Origin of the sequence: Citrobacter koseri ATCC BAA-895, from assembly GCF_000018045.1 — a bacterium.
Taxonomy (GTDB): Bacteria; Pseudomonadota; Gammaproteobacteria; order Enterobacterales; family Enterobacteriaceae; genus Citrobacter_B; species Citrobacter_B koseri.
Map to the genome: position 1 here is coordinate 4415474 of NC_009792.1, position 22267 is coordinate 4437740.

General features: G+C 55.7%; 18 protein-coding genes. 14 read left to right on the top strand and 4 right to left on the bottom strand.

The genetic code is table 11. The annotated features are described in order from the left end of the window. The first annotated feature begins 47 nt into the window (after positions 1 to 47). Positions 48 to 2600: a peptidoglycan glycosyltransferase/peptidoglycan DD-transpeptidase MrcA gene (gene mrcA / locus CKO_RS20555; protein WP_012135505.1), complete on the top strand. Its 2553-nt coding sequence runs from the start codon at positions 48 to 50 to the stop codon at positions 2598 to 2600. A 93-nt stretch (positions 2601 to 2693) separates the two neighbouring features. Here mrcA and nudE read toward each other — a convergent pair whose 3' ends face one another. Then, positions 2694 to 3254 (bottom strand): ADP compounds hydrolase NudE, encoded by a 561-nt coding sequence (gene nudE / locus CKO_RS20560; protein WP_012135506.1) that lies wholly within the window; start codon positions 3252 to 3254, stop codon positions 2694 to 2696. A gap of 322 nt (positions 3255 to 3576) precedes the next feature. Between nudE and igaA the strand changes: the two genes are divergently transcribed. From igaA to pckA, 5 genes are all read left to right on the top strand, one after another. Further along, positions 3577 to 5709: an intracellular growth attenuator protein IgaA gene (igaA, locus tag CKO_RS20565; protein WP_012135507.1), complete on the top strand. Its 2133-nt coding sequence runs from the start codon at positions 3577 to 3579 to the stop codon at positions 5707 to 5709. An 81-nt stretch (positions 5710 to 5790) separates the two neighbouring features. Continuing rightward, a complete protein-coding gene (yrfG, locus tag CKO_RS20570; RefSeq protein WP_012135508.1) occupies positions 5791 to 6459 on the top strand; it encodes a GMP/IMP nucleotidase in 669 nt (222 codons plus the stop codon). 10 nt (positions 6460 to 6469) lie between these two features. Beyond that, positions 6470 to 6871 (top strand): ribosome-associated heat shock protein Hsp15, encoded by a 402-nt coding sequence (gene hslR / locus CKO_RS20575; RefSeq protein ID WP_012135509.1) that lies wholly within the window; start codon positions 6470 to 6472, stop codon positions 6869 to 6871. Positions 6872 to 6895: 24 nt separating this feature from the next. Further along, positions 6896 to 7774, top strand: coding sequence for an Hsp33 family molecular chaperone HslO (hslO, locus tag CKO_RS20580; RefSeq protein ID WP_024131015.1), 879 nt, complete (start codon positions 6896 to 6898; stop codon positions 7772 to 7774). Positions 7775 to 8191: 417 nt separating this feature from the next. Further along, on the top strand, positions 8192 to 9811 hold the full coding sequence (pckA, locus tag CKO_RS20585) for a phosphoenolpyruvate carboxykinase (ATP) (protein WP_012135511.1): 1620 nt from the start codon (positions 8192 to 8194) through the stop codon (positions 9809 to 9811). Positions 9812 to 9935: 124 nt separating this feature from the next. Here pckA and envZ read toward each other — a convergent pair whose 3' ends face one another. Both envZ and ompR read right to left on the bottom strand, forming a co-directional pair. Then, positions 9936 to 11288, bottom strand: coding sequence for a two-component system sensor histidine kinase EnvZ (envZ, locus tag CKO_RS20590; protein ID WP_012135512.1), 1353 nt, complete (start codon positions 11286 to 11288; stop codon positions 9936 to 9938). After that, a complete protein-coding gene (gene ompR, locus CKO_RS20595; protein ID WP_001157751.1) occupies positions 11285 to 12004 on the bottom strand; it encodes an osmolarity response regulator transcription factor OmpR in 720 nt (239 codons plus the stop codon). Before ompR ends, envZ begins: the two co-directional genes overlap by 4 nt. Positions 12005 to 12230: 226 nt before the next feature. Here ompR and greB point away from each other — a divergent pair, with 226 nt between their 5' ends. The 5 genes from greB (at position 12231) to feoC (ending at position 18370) form a co-directional block, all read left to right on the top strand. Beyond that, the gene (gene greB / locus CKO_RS20600) at positions 12231 to 12704 is read left to right on the top strand and encodes a transcription elongation factor GreB (RefSeq protein ID WP_012135514.1); all 474 of its coding nucleotides are present in this window, start codon (positions 12231 to 12233) and stop codon (positions 12702 to 12704) included. 97 nt (positions 12705 to 12801) lie between these two features. Continuing rightward, positions 12802 to 15132, top strand: coding sequence for a Tex family protein (locus CKO_RS20605; protein ID WP_012135515.1), 2331 nt, complete (start codon positions 12802 to 12804; stop codon positions 15130 to 15132). A 425-nt stretch (positions 15133 to 15557) separates the two neighbouring features. After that, a complete protein-coding gene (feoA, locus tag CKO_RS20610) occupies positions 15558 to 15785 on the top strand; it encodes a ferrous iron transporter A (protein ID WP_012135516.1) in 228 nt (75 codons plus the stop codon). An 18-nt stretch (positions 15786 to 15803) separates the two neighbouring features. Next, positions 15804 to 18122: a Fe(2+) transporter permease subunit FeoB gene (gene feoB, locus CKO_RS20615; protein ID WP_012135517.1), complete on the top strand. Its 2319-nt coding sequence runs from the start codon at positions 15804 to 15806 to the stop codon at positions 18120 to 18122. Between the two features lie 11 nt (positions 18123 to 18133). Continuing rightward, complete coding sequence (gene feoC / locus CKO_RS20620) at positions 18134 to 18370, top strand: [Fe-S]-dependent transcriptional repressor FeoC (protein ID WP_012135518.1); 237 nt, start codon at positions 18134 to 18136, stop codon at positions 18368 to 18370. Positions 18371 to 18453: 83 nt separating this feature from the next. On the opposite strand, the gene bioH is transcribed toward feoC, so the two are convergent. Continuing rightward, on the bottom strand, positions 18454 to 19224 hold the full coding sequence (bioH, locus tag CKO_RS20625) for a pimeloyl-ACP methyl ester esterase BioH (protein ID WP_012135519.1): 771 nt from the start codon (positions 19222 to 19224) through the stop codon (positions 18454 to 18456). 37 nt (positions 19225 to 19261) lie between these two features. Here bioH and gntX point away from each other — a divergent pair, with 37 nt between their 5' ends. From gntX to gntT, 3 genes are all read left to right on the top strand, one after another. After that, a complete protein-coding gene (gntX, locus tag CKO_RS20630; RefSeq protein WP_024131016.1) occupies positions 19262 to 19945 on the top strand; it encodes a DNA utilization protein GntX in 684 nt (227 codons plus the stop codon). A 58-nt stretch (positions 19946 to 20003) separates the two neighbouring features. After that, positions 20004 to 20579 (top strand): Fe-S biogenesis protein NfuA, encoded by a 576-nt coding sequence (nfuA, locus tag CKO_RS20635; RefSeq protein ID WP_012135521.1) that lies wholly within the window; start codon positions 20004 to 20006, stop codon positions 20577 to 20579. Positions 20580 to 20928: 349 nt separating this feature from the next. Beyond that, entirely contained in the window at positions 20929 to 22245 is a 1317-nt protein-coding gene (gene gntT / locus CKO_RS20640) for a gluconate transporter (RefSeq protein WP_012135522.1), read from the top strand. The last annotated feature ends 22 nt before the right edge of the window (positions 22246 to 22267 follow it).

A 22267-nucleotide genomic window follows, 5' to 3' on the forward strand; every position in this document is an offset into this window, starting at 1 on the left:
GCGTTTGTTTATAAACTGCCCAAATGACACTAAATGGGAAATCTCCAGTGAAGTTCGTAAAGTATTTATTGATCCTTGCAGTATGTTGCATCCTGCTGGGAGCAGGCTCGATTTATGGCCTCTACCGCTATATCGAGCCGCAACTACCTGACGTCGCGACCTTAAAAGACGTGCGTTTGCAGATTCCGATGCAGGTTTACAGCGCGGATGGCGAGCTGATCGCGCAGTATGGCGAGAAACGTCGTATCCCGGTCACGCTTGACCAGATGCCGCCGGAAATGGTTAAAGCCTTTATCGCTACGGAAGACAGCCGCTTTTACGAGCATCATGGCGTCGATCCGGTAGGGATCTTCCGTGCGGCCAGCGTCGCGCTGTTCTCAGGCCATGCCTCACAGGGGGCAAGTACCATCACCCAGCAACTGGCGAGAAACTTCTTCCTGAGCCCGGAACGCACGCTGATGCGTAAAATTAAGGAAGCGTTCCTGGCAATCCGCATTGAGCAGATGCTGAGCAAAGATGAGATCCTCGAACTTTACCTGAACAAGATCTACCTCGGCTACCGTGCCTACGGCGTCGGCGCGGCGGCGCAGGTCTATTTCGGTAAGACGGTCGATCAGCTCACCCTGAGCGAAATGGCGGTGATTGCCGGTCTGCCGAAAGCCCCTTCCACATTTAACCCGCTCTACTCGATGGATCGGGCGACGGCGCGTCGTAACGTGGTGCTGTCTCGTATGTTGAGCGAAGGCTACATCACCCAGGCGCAGTACGATCAGGCGCGCGGCGAAGCGATTGACGCCAATTACCATGCGCCGGAAATCGCGTTCTCAGCGCCGTATCTGTCGGAAATGGTGCGCCAGGAAATGTACAGCCGTTATGGCGAAAGCGCCTATGAAGACGGGTATCGCATTTACACCACAATCACCCGCAAAGTACAGCAGGCGGCGCAGCAAGCCGTGCGTAACAACGTGCTGGACTACGACATGCGCCACGGCTATCGCGGGCCGTCGAACGTGCTGTGGAAAGTAGGCGAAACCGCCTGGGACAACAAAAAAATCACCGACACGCTGAAAGCCCTGCCAACCTACGGGCCGTTGCTGCCCGCCGTCATTACCGGCGCGAATCCGCAGGAAGCCACCGCGATGCTCGCTGATGGCACCTCCGTGTCGCTGCGGATGGAAGGCGTACGCTGGGCGCGCCCTTACCGTTCGGATACCCAACAGGGCCCGACGCCGCGTAAAGTGACCGACGCCGTACAGACAGGCCAACAAATCTGGGTTCGCCAGATGGGTGATGCCTGGTGGCTGGCGCAAGTCCCGGATGTGAACTCAGCGCTGGTTTCCATCAACCCGCAAAACGGCGCGGTTCTGGCGCTGGTCGGCGGTTTTGACTTCAACCAGAGTAAATTCAACCGCGCCACGCAGGCGCTGCGTCAGGTCGGGTCGAACATCAAACCGTTCCTCTATACCGCCGCAATGGATAAAGGTCTGACGCTGGCGAGTATGCTGAACGACGTGCCGATTTCCCGCTGGGACGCAGGCGCCGGTTCCGACTGGCGGCCAAAAAACTCCCCGCCGCAGTATGCCGGGCCAATCCGCTTACGTCAGGGTCTGGGTCAGTCGAAAAACGTGGTGATGGTGCGGGCGATGCGCGCGATGGGCGTGGATTACGCCGCAGAGTATCTGCAACGCTTCGGTTTCCCGGCGCAGAACATCGTGCATACCGAATCGCTGGCGCTGGGCTCCGCGTCCTTCACCCCGATGCAGGTGGCGCGCGGTTATGCGGTAATGTCTAACGGCGGCTTCCTGGTAGACCCGTATTTCATCAGCAAGATAGAGACCGACCAGGGCGGCGTGATCTTCGAAGCGAAGCCGAAAATCGCCTGCCCGGATTGCGATATCCCGGTCATTTACGGTGATACCCAGAAATCCAACGTGCTGGAAAACAATAACGTTGAAGATGTCGCCATCTCTCAGGAGCAGCAAAACGCCACCGTGCCAATGCCAAAACTGGAGCAGGCTAACCAGGCGTTAGTGGCGCAAAGCGGAATGCAGGAATATGCTCCGCATGTGATCAACACGCCGCTGGCCTTCCTGATTAAGAGCGCGCTGAACAGCAACATCTTCGGCGAACCCGGATGGATGGGCACCGGCTGGCGCGCGGGTCGCGACCTGCAACGTCATGATATCGGCGGAAAAACCGGGACCACCAACAGCTCGAAAGATGCCTGGTTCTCCGGTTACGGCCCGGGCGTGGTGACTTCCGTGTGGATCGGCTTTGACGATCACCGTCGCGATCTGGGGCGCACTACCGCGTCCGGGGCGATCAAAGACCAGATTTCTGGTTACGAAGGCGGCGCGAAAAGTGCGCAACCCGCATGGGATGCTTACATGAAAACCGTGCTGGAAGGGGTTCCTGAAGAGCCGCTGACGCCGCCTCCGGGCATCGTGACGATCAATATCGACAGAAGCACCGGGCAACTGGCAAACGGCGGTAACAGCCGCGCGGAATACTTTATCGAAGGCACTCAGCCAACGCAGCAGGCGGTGCATGAGGTGGGCACCACCATTATCGATAACGGTGAGACACACGAACTGTTTTGATCTTTTGCCGGATGGCGACGCCTGAAACGTCTTATCCGGCCTACATTTTGTTGTAGGCCAGGTAAAACGTCAGCCGCCATCCGGCAATATAAATTACAACCGCCCCTGCCCCTTCAGCCACTCACGGACCAGGAACAGCGCGCTGACGTTTCGCGCTTCACTGAAATCCGGTTCTTCCAGCAGATCCATTAAATGCGTCAGCGGCCAGCGCACCTGCGGCAGCGGTTCCGGCTCGTCGCCTTCCAGTGATTCAGGATAGAGGTCTTCCGCTATCACAATATTCATTTTGCTGGAAAAATAGGACGGCGCCATGCTGAGCTTTTTGAGGAACGTCAGATCGTTCGCGCCAAACCCAACTTCTTCTTTCAGTTCCCGGTTCGCCGCTTCAAAAACGGTTTCACCAGGGTCGATCAACCCTTTGGAGAACCCCAGCTCATAAGACTCCGTGCCCACGGCATATTCACGAATCAGAATCAGGTGATCGTCTACGATCGGCACAATCATTACCGCTTCACGAGTGGACGGACGCATACGCTCATAGACGCGGCGCACGCCGTTGCTGAATTCGAGATCCACACTTTCGACGTTAAACAGCCGGGATTTCGCGACAGTTTCAACTTTCAAAATGGTGGGTTTTTGTAATGATTTGCTCATCGTGAGAATCTATGCAGTGAAATCTGGTGCCATTGTGCGATATACAGCACGGTTTCGGCAATGTGAATTGCCGTTTATTTACATTTATGTAACGTAGTAAAAATTAATTCCCATTTAAAATTAAAAGTCAATAGGTTGAAATAACTCCAGGAATTTGCTGATATTCCGCTTTTGGTGGGTTTGCTATGATCCGCGTTCACTGGGATGCGCGTAAAAATGCTCAAGTTCAACTCCACGCTTGCCGATAGCCAACCACAGCATCACATTTATTCGACAGGGTGCGACTGACCACGCCTGACAGACTTAGTAAGATGGGGAAAGCATGAGCACCATTTTGATTTTCTTAGCTGCTTTGCTGGCCTGCTCTCTACTGGCAGGATGGCTACTCAGAGTAAGAGCCAGGCGGCAGAATCTGCCCTGGATCAGCGCCTTTTCAGACGCCGCGACGCGCAAGCTAACGCCGGAAGAGCGCAGTGCGGTTGAAAACTATCTCGACAACCTCAGCCAGATTCAGCAGGTGCCGGGGCCGACAGGCGCCAGCACCGCTCCCGTGTCGTTAACGCTGAATGCCCAGAGTAATAACGTCATTATTCTGACCCATTCCATTACGCGTTACGGCATTACGACCGACGATCCCAATAAATGGCGATATTACCTTGATTCCGTTGAGGTTCATTTACCGCCGTTCTGGGAACAGTACATCAATGACGAAAATAACGTTGAGCTGATCCATACCGATACGCTTCCTTTAGTCATCTCGCTTAACGGCCACACGTTGCAGGAGTACATGCAGGAGACGCGCGGCTATGCGCTACAGCATACCTCCTCCACCCAGGCGTCGATTCGTGGCGAAGAGAGCGAGCAAATTGAACTGCTGAACATTCGTCAGGAAACTCACGAAGAGTATGCGCTCAGCCGCCCTGCGGGGCTGCGCGAAGCGTCGCTGATTGTGGCCTCATTCCTGCTGTTCTTCTGTTGCTTAATTACGCCGGATGTCTTCGTGCCGTGGATTGCAGGCGGCGCAATTCTGCTGCTCGCCGCAGGTCTCTGGGGGCTGTTTGCACCGCCATCTAAAACCTCGCTGCGGGAGATTCACTGCCTGCGGGGAACCCCGCGTCGCTGGGGGCTGTTTGGCGAAAACGATCAGGAGCAGATCAACAATATTTCGCTGGGGATTATTGACCTGATTTACCCTGCCCACTGGCAACCCTATATCGCACAGGATCTCGGGCAGCAAACGGATATTGATATCTATCTGGATCGCCACGTCGCGCGGCAAGGGCGTTTTCTCTCCCTGCATGACGAGGTGAAAAATTTCCCGTTGCAACACTGGCTGCGTAGCGCCGTTATTGCGGGCGGATCGCTGCTGGTGCTGTTTATGCTGCTCTTTTGGATCCCGCTGGATATGCCGATCAAATTCACCTTGTCGTGGATGAAAGGCGCGCAAACCATTGAGGCCACCAGCGTTAAGCAGCTCCACGACGCCGGAGTTCGCGTGGGCGATACGCTGCATCTGAGCGGCAAAGGCATGTGTAATATCCATCAGTCTGGTAGCTGGACTGCGCAGCCGAACTCCCCTTTTATGCCGTTTGATTGCTCGCAAATCATCTGGAATGACGCGCGGACGCTGCCGCTGCCCGAGTCCGATCTCGTCCACAAAGCCACAGCGCTGACCCAGGCCATCAACCGCCAGCTGCACCCGAAGCCGGAAGATGACTCCCGCGTTAGCGCGTCGCTGCGTTCGGCGATTCAAAAGTCCGGGATGGTATTGCTGGATGATTTCGGCGACATCGTATTAAAGACCGCCGATCTGTGCGCCGCCGAAGATGAATGCGTGCGCCTGAAAAATGCGCTGGTGAACCTCGGCAACAGCAAAAACTGGGCCGCGCTGGTCAAACGCGCGAATGCGGGCAAACTTGACGGCGTGAACGTTCTGCTGCGCCCCGTCAGCGCGGAGTCGCTCGATAACCTGGTGACGACCTCAACCGCGCCGTTTATCTCCCGTGAAACCGCGCGCGCCGCACAGGCGCTTAACAGCCCCGCGCCGGGCGGCTTCCTGATTATCAGCGATGAAGGCAGCGATCTGGTTGATCAGCCGTGGCCGTCGATGTCCCTGTACGATTACCCCGCGCAGGAACAGTGGGGCGCATTCCAGCGCCTGGCGCAGATGTTAATGCAAACGCCGTTTAGCGCCGAAGGGATCGTCACCCGTGTCTACACCGACGCCAACGGCACGCAGCACATCGGCCTGCACCGCATCCCGGATCGTTCCGGTTTATGGCGCTACCTTGGCACGACGTTGCTGATGCTCACCATGCTGGGCTGCGCCGCTTACAACGGTATTCAGGCGTTCAGACGTTATCAGCGTAACCGCACCCGTATGGCGGAAATTCAGGAATATTATGAAAACTGCCTGAATCCAAAGCTGATCGCCTCCCCGGAAAGCCTCATCTGACAGCTCACGGTATGCTACCCTGTAGCGCATATCCGGCAAAAGCCGCCAGGATTTGGCGGCAATCTCATCTGGAGAATTCCCATGCATATTGATATTGCCTGGCAGGACGTCGATACCGTTTTGCTGGACATGGACGGCACGCTGCTCGATCTGGCATTCGATAACTATTTCTGGCAGAAACTGGTGCCGGAAACCTATGGCGCACAGCAGGGAATCACTGCACAGGAAGCCCAGGACTATATTCGCCAGCAGTATCATGCCGTGCAGCATACGCTAAACTGGTACTGTCTTGATTACTGGAGCGAGCGGCTGGGTCTGGACATTTGCGCCATGACGACGGCACAGGGGCCGCGCGCCGTGCTGCGCGAAGATACCGTGCCGTTTCTGGATGCGTTAAAAGCCCGCGGTAAACGCCGCATTCTGCTGACCAACGCGCACCCGCATAACCTGGCGGTGAAGCTGGAACATACCGGTCTGGCATCACACCTTGATTTATTACTTTCCACCCACACATTTGGTTATCCCAAAGAGGATCAGCGGTTATGGCACGCAGTGGCTGAAGAAACGGGAATAAGCGCAGAGAAAACGCTGTTTATCGACGACAGCGAACCGATTCTCGACGCCGCCGCCCAATTCGGCATTCGTTACTGCCTCGGCGTGACCAATCCCGACTCCGGCATTGCGGAAAAGCAGTATGCACGCCATCCGTCGTTGAATGATTACCGCCGACTGATCCCCTCACTGATGTGAAGGAGACGCCATGAAAGAAAAGCCCTCTGTTGAGGTCCGACTGGATAAATGGCTGTGGGCCGCACGCTTTTATAAAACCCGTGCATTGGCCCGCGAAATGGTTGAAGGCGGTAAGGTGCACTATAACGGGCAGCGCAGCAAGCCGGGCAAGATTGTCGAGCTGAATGCGACGCTGACCCTGCGCCAGGGCAACGACGAGCGGACGGTAGTCATTAAAGGCATTACCGAGCAGCGCCGTCCGGCGAGCGAAGCCGTTACGCTGTATGAAGAAACAGCGGAGAGCGTGGAAAAACGCGAAAAAATGGCGCAGGCACGCAAACTTAACGCATTAACCATGCCGCACCCGGACAGGCGACCGGATAAAAAAGAGCGCCGCGACCTGTTACGATTTAAACACGGCGACAGTGAGTGACTGTCACCCGCAAGAGAGATGATTATGCCGCAACATGACCAATTACATCGTTATCTGTTTGAAAACTTTGCCGTGCGCGGCGAACTGGTGACCGTATCGGAAACCCTGCAACAGATCCTCGAAAACCACGCCTATCCGCAGCCGGTAAAAACCGTGCTGGCCGAGCTGCTGGTCGCCACCAGCCTGCTGACCGCCACGCTGAAATTTGCCGGTGACATTACCGTACAGCTACAGGGCGACGGCCCGCTGAGCCTGGCGGTGATCAACGGCAATAACAACCAGCAGATGCGCGGCGTCGCTCGCGTACAGGGCGAAGTGCCGGAAAACGCGGATCTGAAAACGCTGGTGGGCAACGGCTATCTGGTGATCACCATTACGCCGGAAGAAGGCGAGCGTTATCAGGGCGTGGTCGGTCTGGAAGGCGACACGCTGGCAGCGTGTCTGGAAGATTACTTCCTGCGTTCCGAACAGTTGCCGACACGCCTGTTCATCCGCACTGGCGAGGTGGAAGGCAAACCGGCGGCGGGCGGAATGCTGCTACAGGTAATGCCCGCGCAGAACGCGCAGGCGGACGACTTCGATCACCTGGCGACGCTGACCGGAACCATCAAAACCGAAGAGTTGCTGACCCTTCCGGCTAACGATGTGTTGTGGCGTTTGTACCATGAAGAAGAAGTCACGCTCTACGACCCGCAGGACGTTGAGTTCAAGTGTACCTGTTCTCGTGAACGCTGTGCGGGCGCGCTGAAAACGCTACCGGATGAAGAAGTGGACAGCATCCTGGCGGAAGAAGGCGAGATCGATATGCACTGCGATTACTGCGGTAGCCACTATCTGTTCAACGCGATGGACATTGCGGAAATCCGCAACAACGCCTCCCCTGCCGACCCGCAGGTGCATTAATCACCAGTAAAAAGCCTGATGGCGAATCGCTCATCAGGCTTACTCATTTACAGGTCAGATAAGACGCATCCGCGTCGTCATCCGGCCTGCTCCGCAAAATTCCGCACTTTTTGTTCATTTTTTCCTTCGTGGTGAATCGATATTTTATATGTAAGAGTTTCGTAAATTTCTTACATGAATGCGATTACACTCACAACATTCCCGCAGAATACACTCATTTTTAACGTTTTAAGAACATTTTCCACAACAAAAAAGGGTTCTCTGCCATAATAAGCGCCGCTTCGTGACAGGAGTCACAGCGTTTTCGGTCAATCGTGATTTTGTCCAGATACGTAAATCTATGAGCCTCGTCGCGGTTAACAAACCCTAAAAAACCCTACAATTTCAGGTAATACATATTGGCTAAGGAGTAGTGACATGCGCGTTAACAGCTTAACCCCGCAAGATCTCAAGGCTTATGGTATCAATGACGTTCAGGATATCGTTTACAACCCCAGCTACGACCTGCTGTACCAGGAGGAACTTGATCCTACTCTGGAAGGTTACGAGCGCGGCGTATTAACGAATCTGGGCGCCGTTGCCGTTGATACTGGTATCTTTACCGGACGTTCGCCGAAGGATAAATACATTGTCCGTGACGACACCACGCGTGACACGCTCTGGTGGTCCGACAAAGGCAAAGGCAAGAACGACAACAAACCGCTGTCCCAGGAAACCTGGCAGCACCTGAAAGGGCTGGTAACTCAGCAACTCTCCGGCAAACGCCTGTTCATCGTTGACGCCTTCTGCGGCGCTAACGCGGATACCCGTCTCTCCGTTCGCTTCATCACGGAAGTCGCCTGGCAGGCGCATTTTGTCAAAAACATGTTCATCCGTCCTGCGGACGAAGAACTGGTGGATTTCAAACCAGACTTTATCGTGATGAACGGCGCGAAATGCACCAACCCGCAGTGGAAGGAACAGGGGCTGAACTCTGAAAACTTCGTGGCCTTCAACCTGACTGAACGCATTCAGTTAATTGGCGGCACCTGGTACGGCGGCGAAATGAAAAAAGGGATGTTCTCCGTCATGAACTACCTGCTGCCGCTGAAAGGCATTGCTTCCATGCACTGCTCCGCCAACGTGGGCGAGAAAGGCGACGTCGCGGTCTTCTTCGGGCTTTCCGGCACCGGGAAAACCACCCTCTCCACCGACCCGAAACGCCGTCTGATCGGCGATGACGAACACGGCTGGGATGACGACGGCGTGTTTAACTTTGAAGGCGGCTGCTACGCGAAAACCATCAAGCTGTCTAAAGAAGCTGAACCGGAAATCTACAACGCTATCCGTCGCGATGCGCTGCTGGAAAACGTCACCGTTCGCGAAGATGGCTCCATCGATTTCGACGATGGTTCCAAAACCGAGAACACCCGCGTCTCCTACCCGATTTATCACATCGATAACATCGTTAAGCCGGTATCAAAAGCGGGCCATGCAACCAAAGTCATCTTCCTGACTGCCGACGCTTTCGGCGTGCTGCCGCCGGTTTCACGCCTGACGGCTGACCAGACGCAGTACCACTTCCTGTCTGGCTTTACCGCTAAACTGGCCGGTACTGAGCGCGGCGTTACCGAACCGACGCCAACCTTCTCTGCCTGCTTCGGCGCGGCGTTCCTGTCGCTGCACCCGACGCAGTACGCTGAAGTGCTGGTCAAACGCATGCAGGCATCCGGCGCGCAGGCGTATCTGGTAAACACCGGCTGGAACGGCACGGGCAAACGTATCTCCATCAAAGATACGCGCGCGATTATCGACGCCATCCTGAACGGCTCTCTGGATAATGCGGAAACCTTTAATCTGCCGATGTTTGACCTGGCGATCCCGACCGAGCTGCCGGGCGTAGAGACACGTATTCTTGACCCGCGTAACACCTACGCGTCACCGGAACAGTGGCAGGAAAAAGCCACCGCGCTGGCGAAACTGTTTGTCGAGAATTTCGAGAAATACACCGATACCCCAGCCGGTGAAGCGCTGGTCAGCGCCGGGCCGAAGCTGTAAAGAAACACGCCGGATGGCGGCTGCGCCTTATCCGGCCTACGGAGCACACGCTGTCGTAGGCCCGGTAAGCGTAGCGCCACCGGGCGCTGAGAAATAAAAAGGGAGGCATTTCGCCTCCCTTTTCTTATGCGTCTTTCGTTGAACCCGGCACGCGAGCGACCGGAATCGGCAGCCAGGCGCGAATAGAAAGCCCACCGCGCTCGCTGGAGCCAATCTCCAGCATACCGTTATGGTTATCCACAATACGCTGCACAATCGCCAGACCCAACCCGGTGCCGCTGGTGCTGCGCGCGCTGTCGCCACGCACAAACGGCTGGAACAGGTGCTTACGCTGTTCCGGCTTAATGCCTGGCCCATCGTCCTCAACCTGGAACCAGGCGCGATGCGGTTCCGTACCGCTGCTGACCTTGATCCAGCCATTGCCATAACGGGCGGCGTTGACCACCATATTGGCGATCGCGCGTTTAATCGACAACGGATGCATTTTCACCTGAATACTGCCCGGTTGCAGCGCAGTATCAATTTCCCGCTCGTAGCCGCTTTCCGCCGCAATAACCTCACCCAACACGGCATTCAGATCGGCCATCTCCATCGGCATTTCCTGACCGGTACGCAGGTAATCGATGAATTGTTCGATAATGGCGTTGCACTCTTCGATGTCCTTATTAATGGACTCCGCGAGATAGCCGTCCTCTTCACCCATCATTTCGGTAGCCAGGCGGATACGCGTCAACGGTGTGCGCAAATCATGGCTCACGCCCGCCATCAGCAAGGTACGGTCATCAGCCAGTTGCTTCACACCCGCCGCCATATGGTTGAAGGCGCGGGTCACAGAGCGCACCTCCGACGCGCCGTACTCGCGCAGCGGCGGCGGAATCATGCCTTTCCCCACCTGCAACGCGGCATGTTCAAGATCGACCAGCGGTCGGTTCTGGATACGAATAAACAACCATGCGCCGCCTATCGCCAGCAGCATAATCGCCAGCGTATAGCGGAACAGCGGGGAGAAATCGCCCTGATGGATTTCCGTCAGCGGCACGCGCACCCAGATATTGGGCGACAGCCAGGTTTTCAGCCAGACCACCGGCGAGCTTTTGTTGACCTCAACGCGCACTTCCGTCGGGCCGCCCAGCTGCTGCGCCATCTGATGGCTTAAGAATTCATAGTGTTGCGCCCAACGCAGCCCGGCCTCTTCGGCAGCCTCGTTGGAATAGAGAGAAATCCCCAGCTCACGATAGATTTCCCGGCGGAACGCAGGCGGCACCACCAGTTGCGTGCCGTCCTCCAGTTGCAGCTTATCGGTCATCAGCATACGAACTTCGTAGGCCAGAACCTTATTAAACTGCTGGAGGCTCGGCAGAATCGCAAAGTTCAGCACCACCAGATAAGTCGTCACCAGGCTGACGAACAGCAAGGTGACGATGAGCAGTAGCGTGCGGGCAAATGAACTTCGCGGAGAGAAGCGCATTCGCCTCATGCTTTAGAACCGTCCGGTACAAAGACGTAGCCCAGGCCCCAGACGGTCTGAATGTAACGCGGATGCGCCGGATCTTCTTCCACCATGCGGCGCAGACGGGAGATCTGCACATCGATGGAGCGTTCCATCGCAGAGTATTCACGACCGCGCGCCAGGTTCATCAGCTTATCGCGGGAGAGCGGTTCGCGCGGGTGGCTGACCAGCGCTTTCAGTACCGCAAATTCACCGCTGGTGAGCGGCATCGGTTCGTCCTCGCGGAACATTTCGCGGGTGCCGAGGTTCAGCTTGAACTTACCGAAAGCGATTACCGCTTCTTCCTGCGAAGGCGCGCCCGGCAGTTCGTTCGCCTGACGGCGCAGCACAGCGCGAATACGCGCCAGCAGTTCACGCGGGTTGAACGGCTTCGGAATGTAGTCGTCGGCACCGATCTCCAGACCCACAATGCGGTCCACTTCTTCGCCCTTCGCCGTCACCATGATGATCGGCATAGGGTTGCTCTGGCTGCGCAGACGGCGGCAAATTGACAGGCCGTCTTCGCCAGGCAGCATGAGGTCCAGTACCATAAGGTGGAAGGACTCACGGGTCAGCAGACGATCCATTTGCTCGGCGTTTGCCACGCTTCGAACCTGGAAGCCCTGCTCGGTCAGATAACGTTCCAGTAGCGCGCGCAGGCGCATATCGTCATCCACCACCAGAATCTTATAATTCTCTTGCATTGTTTTACTCCCAAAGGTTCGCAACAATTGAATGTGTGTATTCTTAAAAAAGCTTACGTTCGTCACCAGCGAATTCTGGTATAAATTCCAGGCTAAATTGTTACAAAGCATATTTAACAGCAGCTTAAGTATACAATTAATCTTGCGACACATTATTTATTCTGCTGCGGCGATCACGTAATACGTATTGTGCGCATCGCCAAATAGTCAAAGGTAAATCAACGAGATGAAAACGCCCCTGATTACCCGGGAAGGGTACGAAAAACTCAAACACGAGCTGAATTATCTCTGGCGGGAAGAGCGCCCGGAAGTCACCAAAAAAGTGACCTGGGCTGCGAGTCTTGGGGACCGCAGCGAAAATGCTGACTATCAGTATAATAAAAAGCGCCTGCGTGAGATCGACCGTCGTGTTCGTTATCTGACCAAATGCATGGAAAACCTGAAAATCGTCGATTATTCCCCGCAGCAGGAAGGCAAAGTGTTCTTCGGCGCGTGGGTGGAGATCGAAAACGATGAGGGCGATATCCGCCGCTTTCGCATCGTCGGCTACGATGAAATTTTCGGTCGTAAGGATTACATCTCCATCGACTCGCCTATGGCGCGGGCGTTGCTGAAAAAAGAAGTGGGCGATCTCGCGGTAGTACACACGCCCGCCGGCGAGGCCAGCTGGTACGTTAATGAGATCGAATACGTAAAATAGCGCCGGAACAATCCGAAGCCCCCGCTGATGACTGGCAATTTTGCCAGTCAATCCGTATAACTATCCCCTGATTTTTTACTCAGATGAAACTAAATCCATGATGAATGATTCTTTCTGCCGCATTATCGCGGGTGAAATTCAGGCACGCGCCGAACAGGTAGACGCTGCCGTTCGCCTGCTTGACGAAGGGAACACCGTGCCGTTTATCGCACGTTATCGTAAGGAGATCACCGGCGGGCTGGATGACACGCAATTGCGTAATCTGGAGACCCGTCTGGGATATCTGCGTGAACTGGAAGACAGACGTCAGGCCATTCTCAAGTCCATTTCCGAGCAAGGCAAGCTGACCGATGAGCTGGCTAACGCCATCAACGGCACGTTAAGTAAGACCGAACTCGAAGACCTCTACCTGCCCTACAAACCCAAGCGTCGCACGCGCGGGCAAATCGCCATCGAAGCCGGACTTGAACCGCTGGCCGACCTGCTGTGGACAGACCCGTCCCACACCCCGGAAACGGAAGCGGCAAAATACATCGACGCTGACAACGGCGTGGCGGACGCCAAAGCAGCCCTTGATGGCGCGCGCTATATTCTGATGGAGCGTTTTGCCGAAGACGCGGCGCTGCTGGCGAAAGTGCGCGATTATCTGTGGAAGAACGCCCACCTGGTCGCGACCGTCGTAAGCGGCAAAGAGGAGGAAGGGGCGAAATTCCGAGATTACTTCGATCATCACGAACCAATCGCCACCGTCCCTTCACACCGTGCGCTGGCGATGTTCCGTGGCCGCAACGAAGGCGTGCTGCAACTGTCGCTGAATGCCGACCCGCAATTCGATGAGCCGCCCAAAGAGAGCCACTGCGAGCAGATCATCCAGGATCACCTCGGCCTGCGTCTGAACAACGCTCCGGCGGATAGCTGGCGCAAAGGCGTGGTGAGCTGGACATGGCGTATAAAAGTCCTGATGCATCTCGAAACCGAACTGATGGGCACCGTGCGTGAACGCGCGGAAGATGAAGCCATTAACGTCTTTGCCCGCAACCTCCACGATCTGCTGATGGCGGCGCCTGCTGGCCTGCGCGCGACTATGGGTCTCGATCCGGGTCTGCGTACCGGCGTGAAGGTCGCTGTAGTGGACGGCACCGGTAAACTGGTCGCCACCGACACCATTTATCCACATACCGGTCAGGCAGCTAAAGCTGCGGTGGCGGTTGCCGCGCTGTGCGAAAAACACAACGTTGAGCTGGTGGCGATTGGTAACGGCACGGCATCGCGCGAAACCGAGCGCTTCTTCCTCGACGTGCAGAAACAGTTCCCGAAAGTGACGGCGCAGAAAGTGATCGTCAGCGAAGCCGGAGCATCGGTGTATTCCGCTTCCGAGCTGGCGGCGCTGGAGTTCCCGGATCTGGACGTTTCGCTGCGCGGCGCGGTCTCTATCGCCCGTCGTCTGCAAGACCCACTGGCAGAGCTGGTGAAAATCGATCCGAAATCCATCGGCGTCGGCCAGTATCAGCACGACGTCAGCCAGACCCAGCTTGCCCGTAAGCTGGATGCCGTTGTGGAAGACTGCGTAAACGCCGTCGGCGTCGATCTCAATACCGCGTCCGTACCGTTACTGACCCGCGTGGCAGGCTTAACGCGCATGATGGCGCAGAATATCGTCGCCTGGCGTGATGAAAACGGTCAGTTCCAGAACCGCCAGCAGTTGCTGAAAGTGAGCCGTCTGGGGCCGAAAGCCTTTGAACAGTGCGCGGGCTTCCTGCGCATCAACCACGGCGATAACCCGCTGGATGCCTCTACCGTTCACCCGGAAGCCTACCCGGTGGTCGAGCGTATTCTTGCCGCCACCCAACAGGCGCTGAAAGCGCTGATGGGCAACAGCAGCGAGCTACGCAATTTGAAAGCGGTGGATTTCACCGACGACAAATTCGGCGTGCCAACCGTTACCGACATCATCAAAGAGCTGGAAAAACCGGGCCGCGACCCGCGTCCAGAGTTCAAAACCGCGCAGTTTGCTGATGGCGTAGAAACCATGAACGATCTGCAACCGGGCATGATTCTGGAAGGCGCCGTAACCAACGTCACCAACTTTGGCGCGTTTGTGGATATCGGCGTACATCAGGACGGTCTGGTGCACATCTCTTCCCTGTCGAATAAGTTCGTCGAAGATCCACACACCGTGGTGAAAGCGGGCGACATCGTGAAGGTGAAAGTGCTGGAGGTTGACCTGCAACGTAAGCGCATCGCGCTGACCATGCGTCTGGACGAGCAGCCGGGTGAAACCAACGCCCGTCGCGGCGGCGGCAACGATCGCGCCCAGGGCAACCGCCCGGCGGCAAAAGCGGCGAAGCCGCGTGGTCGTGATGCGCAGCCTGCGGGCAACAGCGCCATGATGGACGCGCTGGCGGCCGCAATGGGTAAAAAACGCTAATCAAGCCTTATGCTTGTAGGCCGGATGAGGTATCTATACCGCCATCCGGCCGTTATATTTGAAATTAACAATTAAATCTTACGAATTAAATTGCTTAATTCATTACCCGCCTGTTGCCAGTACTGGTAATTATCAATTCATTAACAGATGAAACCTTAATTAAACATTAGCAACGCTGAATAATGTTTAAATCAACACGTTCTTTTTAAGACGAATAAATGTTGAGCCATGTCAAAACTGACTCAATTTATTATCCATTTCTACATTCCGTCACATTTTAATCATTGATGATAAAAACCATTCTCATTATCATTGTCTTGTTGATTATTTAATCTTTCTTTCGTTGGCTAATCATCTGGTCTTATGCCGCCTTCTGAGCGCGCATGAGGTATACGTCCAGTTAGCGAGAAACAAGTAGGCCCCCTATGCAATTCATTCCAGACACGGCGTGGAAAATTACCGGCTTTTCCCATGAAATCAGCCCGGCATACCGTCAGAAACTGCTTTCACTCGGCATGTTGCCAGGTTCTTCATTTAACGTAGTGCGCGTCGCCCCATTAGGCGATCCTATTCATATCGAAACTCGCCGCGTGAGCCTGGTATTACGTAAGAAAGATCTGGCGTTATTAGAAGTGGAAGCGGTTTCCTGTTAATTCGGTGAGTCTATAAAAATGAAAAAATTAACCATTGGTTTAATTGGTAATCCAAATTCCGGCAAGACAACATTATTTAACCAGCTCACCGGCGCGCGTCAGCGTGTGGGGAACTGGGCGGGTGTTACCGTTGAACGCAAAGAAGGTCAGTTCGCAACAACCGACCATCAGGTCACGCTGGTCGATTTACCCGGCACCTATTCACTGACCACCATTTCGTCACAAACTTCCCTCGATGAGCAAATCGCCTGCCATTACATTCTGAGCGGCGACGCAGACCTGCTGATCAACGTGGTGGATGCCTCTAACCTTGAGCGCAACCTCTACCTGACGCTGCAACTGCTTGAGCTGGGCATTCCCTGCATTGTGGCGCTCAACATGCTCGACATCGCGGAGAAACAGCAGGTTCGCATTGATATCGACGCGCTGTCCGCACGCCTTGGTTGCCCGGTTGTGCCGTTGGTTTCCACGCGCGGCCGTGGGATTGAAGCCCTGAAACTGGCTATCGATCGCTATAAAGAAAACGAAAACGTTGAGCTGGTACATTATGCCCGGCCGTTGCTGCGCGAGGCCGAATCGCTGGCCGACGTCATGGCGGCGGATATGCCGGCGCAACAGCGCCGCTGGCTGGGCTTGCAGATGCTGGAAGGCGATATCTACAGCCGCGTTTACGCCGGTAATGCCGCGCAAAACCTTGAGGCGTCGCTCACTCGCCTGAGCAAAGAGATGGATGACCCGGCGCTACACATCGCTGATGCGCGTTATCAGTGCATCGCCGCGATTTGCGACGTGGTCAGCAACACCCTGACGGCGGAACCCAGCCGTTTCACCGCAGCGGTAGATAAGGTCATCCTGAACCGTTTCCTCGGGTTGCCGATTTTCCTGTTCGTCATGTACCTGATGTTCCTGCTCGCCATTAACATTGGCGGCGCGCTGCAACCGCTGTTCGACGTGGGTTCCGTGGCGCTCTTTATTCACGGCATCCAGTGGATCGGCTACACGCTGCACTTCCCGGACTGGCTCACCATTTTCCTCGCGCAGGGGCTGGGCGGCGGTATCAATACCGTTCTGCCGCTGGTGCCGCAGATCGGCATGATGTACCTGTTTCTCTCTTTCCTGGAGGACTCCGGCTACATGGCGCGCGCGGCGTTCGTTATGGACCGTCTGATGCAGGCACTAGGGCTGCCGGGTAAATCGTTCGTGCCGCTGATTGTCGGCTTTGGCTGTAACGTCCCGTCCGTGATGGGCGCCCGTACCCTGGACGCGCCGCGTGAACGCCTGATGACCATTATGATGGCGCCGTTTATGTCCTGCGGCGCACGTCTGGCGATTTTCGCCGTGTTTGCCGCCGCGTTCTTTGGGCAAAACGGCGCGCTGGCGGTTTTCTCGCTGTATGTGCTGGGTATCGTGATGGCGGTACTGACCGGCCTGATGCTTAAACACACGATTATGCGCGGCGAAGCCTCTCCGTTCGTGATGGAACTGCCGGTCTACCATGTGCCGCACATCAAAAGCCTGGTGATCCAGACCTGGCAACGCCTGAAAGGCTTTGTGCTGCGTGCCGGTAAGGTCATCATCATCGTCAGTATTTTCCTCAGCGCGTTTAACAGCTTCTCCCTGAGCGGAAAAATCGTCGATAACATCAACGACTCTGCGCTCGCGTCCATCAGCCGCGTGATTACGCCTGTCTTTAAACCGATTGGCGTTCATGAAGATAACTGGCAGGCGACCGTTGGCCTGTTCACCGGCGCAATGGCGAAAGAGGTGGTGGTAGGGACGCTGAACACCCTCTATACCGCTGAAAATATTCAGGAAGAAGAGTTTAACCCGGCTGACTTCCATCTCGGCGACGAGCTGCTGGGCGCGGTCGATGAAACCTGGCAAAGCCTGAAAGACACCTTCAGCCTTAGCGTACTGGCTAACCCAATCGAAGCCAGCAAAGGCGACGGTGAAATGGCGACCGGGGCGATGGGCGTGATGGACGCGAAGTTTGGCAGCGCCGCTGCCGCATACAGCTATCTGATTTTCGTTCTGCTGTATGTACCGTGCATCTCGGTGATGGGGGCTATCGCGCGTGAATCCAGCCGCGGCTGGATGAGCTTCTCGATTCTGTGGGGGCTGAATATCGCCTACTCGCTGTCTACCCTGTTCTATCAGGTTGCAAGCTTTAGCCAGCATCCGACCTATAGCCTGGTCTGCATTCTGGCGGTCATCCTGTTTAACATCGTGGTGCTGGGGCTGTTACGGCGCGCCCGTAGCCGGGTGGATATCGAACTGCTGGCGACGCGTAAAACGGCCAGCGCCTGCTGCGCAAGCCCTGCCGGTAACTGTCACTAAGGTTGAGAACAATGGCGTCACTTATTCAGGTTCGTGATTTACTGGCTTTGCAGGGGCGTATGGAGGCAATGCAGATTAGCCGCACGCTGCATACGCCGCAGCCGATGATCGACGCGATGCTGAATCAGCTGGAGAATATGGGCAGGGCCGTGCGGATTCAGGAAGATCCCGACGGCTGCCTGTCCGGTAGCTGCAAAAGCTGCCCGGAAGGAAAAGCCTGTCTCCGGGAGTGGTGGACGTTGCGTTAACGTTATGCCGGATGGCGAACGGTAGCTAACCTGTAGGCCGGATAAGGCGTTTACGCCGCTATCCGGCACTGCATAGACAATAATTATATCTTCTGCTTTAACGCCATCAACGCCTGACAAAATTCGCCGGGATGCGAAATAAACGGCGCATGGGCGGCCTTTGCAAACACCTGCGATTCACTCTCCGGCCATGCGGCATCCAGCATCGGCACGACTTTGCGCGGCACCAGACCATCCAGATAACCATACAGACGCAGGAACGGCATGGTCAGCGATTTAAGCGGCTCGCGCAGGTCGGCCGTTTTCAATATCTCCAGCCCACCGTTCAGTACCGCAACCTCCGGCATCGGCAACGCCAGCACGGCACTTTTCAGCGTGCGGGCATCCTGACGCGCGGTTTCGGTGCCTAACGTTTGCAGCGCCAGAAAACGTTCCACCGTACGCTGGAAATCTTCGCTGAGCTGCTGTTGAAATCCCGCCAGGATATCCGGCTTAATACCCGGCCACGCTTCGCGAGCGCTGAAACAGGGCGATGACGCGACGGTCACCAGCGCCTGAACGCGTTCAGGATGGGTTAACGCCACCTGGCTCGCCACCAGCCCTCCCAGACTCCAGCCAAGCCAGACGGCTTTATCAGGCGCCTGTTTCAGCACATGCTTCGCCATCTGCTCCAGCGACATCGCGCCAAAACCCTGGCTGCGGCCAAATCCGGGTAAATCGACAAGATGCAGCGTGAAATGCGCGCTGAGTTCCTCACGAATGCAATTCCAGACTTCCGCATTCAGTCCCCATCCGTGCAGCAGCACAAGATGGCAATTTCCCTGACCTTCAGTCTGCCACCAGATGTCATTCATCAGTTACTGTTCTCTTTTGGCTAACAAGGATGAACATATGCTAACAGTACCGGGATTATGCTGGCTATGCCGAATGCCGCTGGCGTTGAGTCACTGGGGGATTTGTTCGGTTTGCACGAGAGCGGCGCGTCGCCGCGTCAGCCTGTGCCCGCAGTGTGGATTACCCGCTGCGCACGCCGCCATTCCCTGCGGGCGTTGTCTGCAAAAACCCCCGCCGTGGCAGCGTCTGGTGACGGTCAGCGACTACGTACCGCCATTAAGTTTACTTATCCACCAGCTAAAATTCTCTCGCCGCAGCGACGTCGCCGCCGCCCTTTCACGCCTGCTGTTGCTGGAAGTCTTACACGCGCACCGCGCATCGACGCTTCCGCTACCGGATCGCTTAGTCAGCGTGCCGCTCTGGCAGCGCCGTCACTGGCGCAGGGGATTTAACCAAAGCGATCTGCTGTGTCGCCCCCTGGCGCGCTGGCTGGGCTGCGGCTGGGACAGCCGAAGCGTCACGCGCCTTCGCGCCACCGCCACTCAGCACCATCTCAGCGCCCGATTGCGCAAACATAACCTGAAAAATGCGTTTCGCCTTGAATTGCCGGTACAGGGACTCCATATGGTCATTGTGGATGATGTCGTCACTACCGGAAGTACCGTCGCGGAGATCGCGCAGCTGCTTTTGCGCAACGGCGCGGCGACTGTCCAGGTATGGTGCCTGTGTCGAACCTTGTAGAGCCTCGATGATGGGCGTATTATAACCAAGTAAAATAGTCAACTATTAGGCCATTACTATGATCCATATTTCCGATGCTGCACAAGCGCACTTTGCCAAACTGCTGGCAAATCAGGAAGAAGGGACACAAATCCGCGTATTTGTGATCAATCCCGGTACGCCTAACGCTGAATGCGGCGTTTCTTATTGTCCGCCGGACGCCGTGGAAGCAAGCGACACTGCCCTGAAATTTGACCTGCTGACCGCTTATGTTGATGAACTGAGCGCGCCGTATCTGGAAGATGCCGAGATCGATTTCGTCACCGATCAGCTGGGTTCTCAGCTGACGCTGAAAGCGCCAAACGCCAAAATGCGTAAGGTTGCTGATGATGCGCCGCTGATGGAACGTGTGGAGTACATGCTGCAATCGCAGATCAACCCGCAGCTTGCCGGTCACGGCGGTCGCGTCTCTCTGATGGAGATCACCGACGAAGGCTACGCCATTTTGCAGTTTGGCGGCGGCTGTAACGGTTGCTCGATGGTCGATGTGACCCTGAAAGAAGGGATCGAGAAGCAGCTGCTGAATGAATTCCCTGAGCTGAAAGGCGTTCGCGATCTGACCGAACACCAGCGCGGCGAGCACTCTTACTACTAAGATTCTGCCCGGTGGCGCGTCGCTTACCGGGCCTACAATGCATATCCCGTAGGCCGGATAAGGCGTTTACGCCGCCATCCGGCGTGATGATATCTTCCGCTTTTCCCCTTCGATAACATGACCTGCCTCTCATAATTTAAATTTTGCCTGCCAGGGTGATTCTCAATCGCTATATGTTACCCGTATCATTCATATGGGCACCAAACATCCCCATAACAGCCGACTAAACCAGATAGTGTTAAAGTCAATCAGTGTTGGTGCCGTTACGCTTCTGTTCCCGGTTGGGGCAAGCGGAATTTTTCGTCGACACACCGACGTTACCCATAACAAATGAAAGGCCAGGTAAATCATGCCATTAGTCATCGTCGCTATCGGTGTAATTTTGTTATTACTCCTGATGATCCGCTTCAAAATGAACGGTTTCATCGCTCTCGTCCTGGTGGCACTTGCTGTTGGATTGATGCAAGGAATGCCGCTGGATAAAGTCATTGGCTCTATTAAAGCTGGTGTTGGTGGTACTCTTGGTAGCCTCGCCCTGATTATGGGTTTCGGCGCCATGCTGGGCAAAATGCTGGCAGACTGCGGCGGCGCACAGCGCATCGCGACCACGCTGATTGCCAAATTTGGTAAAAAACACATCCAGTGGGCAGTGGTATTAACCGGCTTCACGGTAGGTTTCGCACTGTTCTATGAAGTGGGTTTCGTGCTGATGCTGCCGCTGGTATTCACCATCGCAGCGGCGGCCAGCATTCCTTTGCTGTATGTCGGCGTACCGATGGCGGCAGCGCTGTCCGTTACCCACGGCTTCCTGCCTCCGCACCCGGGCCCGACCGCTATCGCCACGATCTTCCACGCCGATATGGGTAAAACCCTGCTGTTCGGTACGATTCTGGCTATCCCGACCGTAATTCTCGCTGGCCCGGTATTTGCCCGCTTCCTGAAAGGCATCGATAAGCCGATCCCGGAAGGTCTGTACAGCGCAAAAAACTTTACTGAAGAAGAGATGCCTGGCTTTGGCGTCAGCGTCTGGACTTCTCTGGTGCCGGTTATTTTAATGGCCATGCGCGCCGTTGCAGAAATGGTGCTGCCAAAAGGTCATGCCTTCCTGCCGGTTGCTGAGTTCTTTGGCGACCCGGTAATGGCAACGCTGATTGCGGTACTGATTGCGATGTTTACGTTCGGTCTGAACCGTGGCCGCTCAATGGATCAGATTAACGACACGCTGGGTTCCTCAATCAAAATCATCGCGATGATGCTGCTGATCATCGGCGGCGGCGGCGCGTTTAAGCAGGTACTGGTTGATAGCGGCGTAGACAAATACATCGCGTCCATGATGAACGAAACCAACGTTTCTCCGCTGTTCATGGCATGGTCCATCGCAGCCGTACTGCGTATCGCGCTCGGTTCTGCCACCGTGGCCGCAATTACCGCGGGTGGTATCGTGGCGCCGCTGATTGCGACGACGGGCGTAAGCCCTGAGCTGATGGTTATCGCCGTCGGTTCCGGTAGCGTCATTTTCTCTCACGTAAACGATCCAGGCTTCTGGCTGTTCAAAGAGTATTTCAACCTGACCATCGGCGAAACCATCAAGTCCTGGTCAATGCTGGAAACCATTATCTCCGTCTGCGGCCTGATTGGGTGTCTGCTGCTGGGAATGGTGGTGTAACCGAGACGGCCTGTAGGCCGGA

Excerpts from the sequence above, each read along its gene's own strand:
- nudE (WP_012135506.1), bottom strand. The coding sequence starts at position 3,254 with ATGAGCAAATCATTACAAAAACCCACCATTTTGAAAGTTGAAACTGTC.
- igaA (WP_012135507.1), top strand. The coding sequence starts at position 3,577 with ATGAGCACCATTTTGATTTTCTTAGCTGCTTTGCTGGCCTGCTCTCTA.
- yrfG (WP_012135508.1), top strand. The coding sequence starts at position 5,791 with ATGCATATTGATATTGCCTGGCAGGACGTCGATACCGTTTTGCTGGAC.
- hslR (WP_012135509.1), top strand. The coding sequence starts at position 6,470 with ATGAAAGAAAAGCCCTCTGTTGAGGTCCGACTGGATAAATGGCTGTGG.
- hslO (WP_024131015.1), top strand. The coding sequence starts at position 6,896 with ATGCCGCAACATGACCAATTACATCGTTATCTGTTTGAAAACTTTGCC.
- pckA (WP_012135511.1), top strand. The coding sequence starts at position 8,192 with ATGCGCGTTAACAGCTTAACCCCGCAAGATCTCAAGGCTTATGGTATC.
- envZ (WP_012135512.1), bottom strand. The coding sequence starts at position 11,288 with ATGAGGCGAATGCGCTTCTCTCCGCGAAGTTCATTTGCCCGCACGCTA.
- ompR (WP_001157751.1), bottom strand. The coding sequence starts at position 12,004 with ATGCAAGAGAATTATAAGATTCTGGTGGTGGATGACGATATGCGCCTG.
- greB (WP_012135514.1), top strand. The coding sequence starts at position 12,231 with ATGAAAACGCCCCTGATTACCCGGGAAGGGTACGAAAAACTCAAACAC.
- CKO_RS20605 (WP_012135515.1), top strand. The coding sequence starts at position 12,802 with ATGATGAATGATTCTTTCTGCCGCATTATCGCGGGTGAAATTCAGGCA.
- feoA (WP_012135516.1), top strand. The coding sequence starts at position 15,558 with ATGCAATTCATTCCAGACACGGCGTGGAAAATTACCGGCTTTTCCCAT.
- feoB (WP_012135517.1), top strand. The coding sequence starts at position 15,804 with ATGAAAAAATTAACCATTGGTTTAATTGGTAATCCAAATTCCGGCAAG.
- feoC (WP_012135518.1), top strand. The coding sequence starts at position 18,134 with ATGGCGTCACTTATTCAGGTTCGTGATTTACTGGCTTTGCAGGGGCGT.
- bioH (WP_012135519.1), bottom strand. The coding sequence starts at position 19,224 with ATGAATGACATCTGGTGGCAGACTGAAGGTCAGGGAAATTGCCATCTT.
- gntX (WP_024131016.1), top strand. The coding sequence starts at position 19,262 with ATGCTAACAGTACCGGGATTATGCTGGCTATGCCGAATGCCGCTGGCG.
- nfuA (WP_012135521.1), top strand. The coding sequence starts at position 20,004 with ATGATCCATATTTCCGATGCTGCACAAGCGCACTTTGCCAAACTGCTG.
- gntT (WP_012135522.1), top strand. The coding sequence starts at position 20,929 with ATGCCATTAGTCATCGTCGCTATCGGTGTAATTTTGTTATTACTCCTG.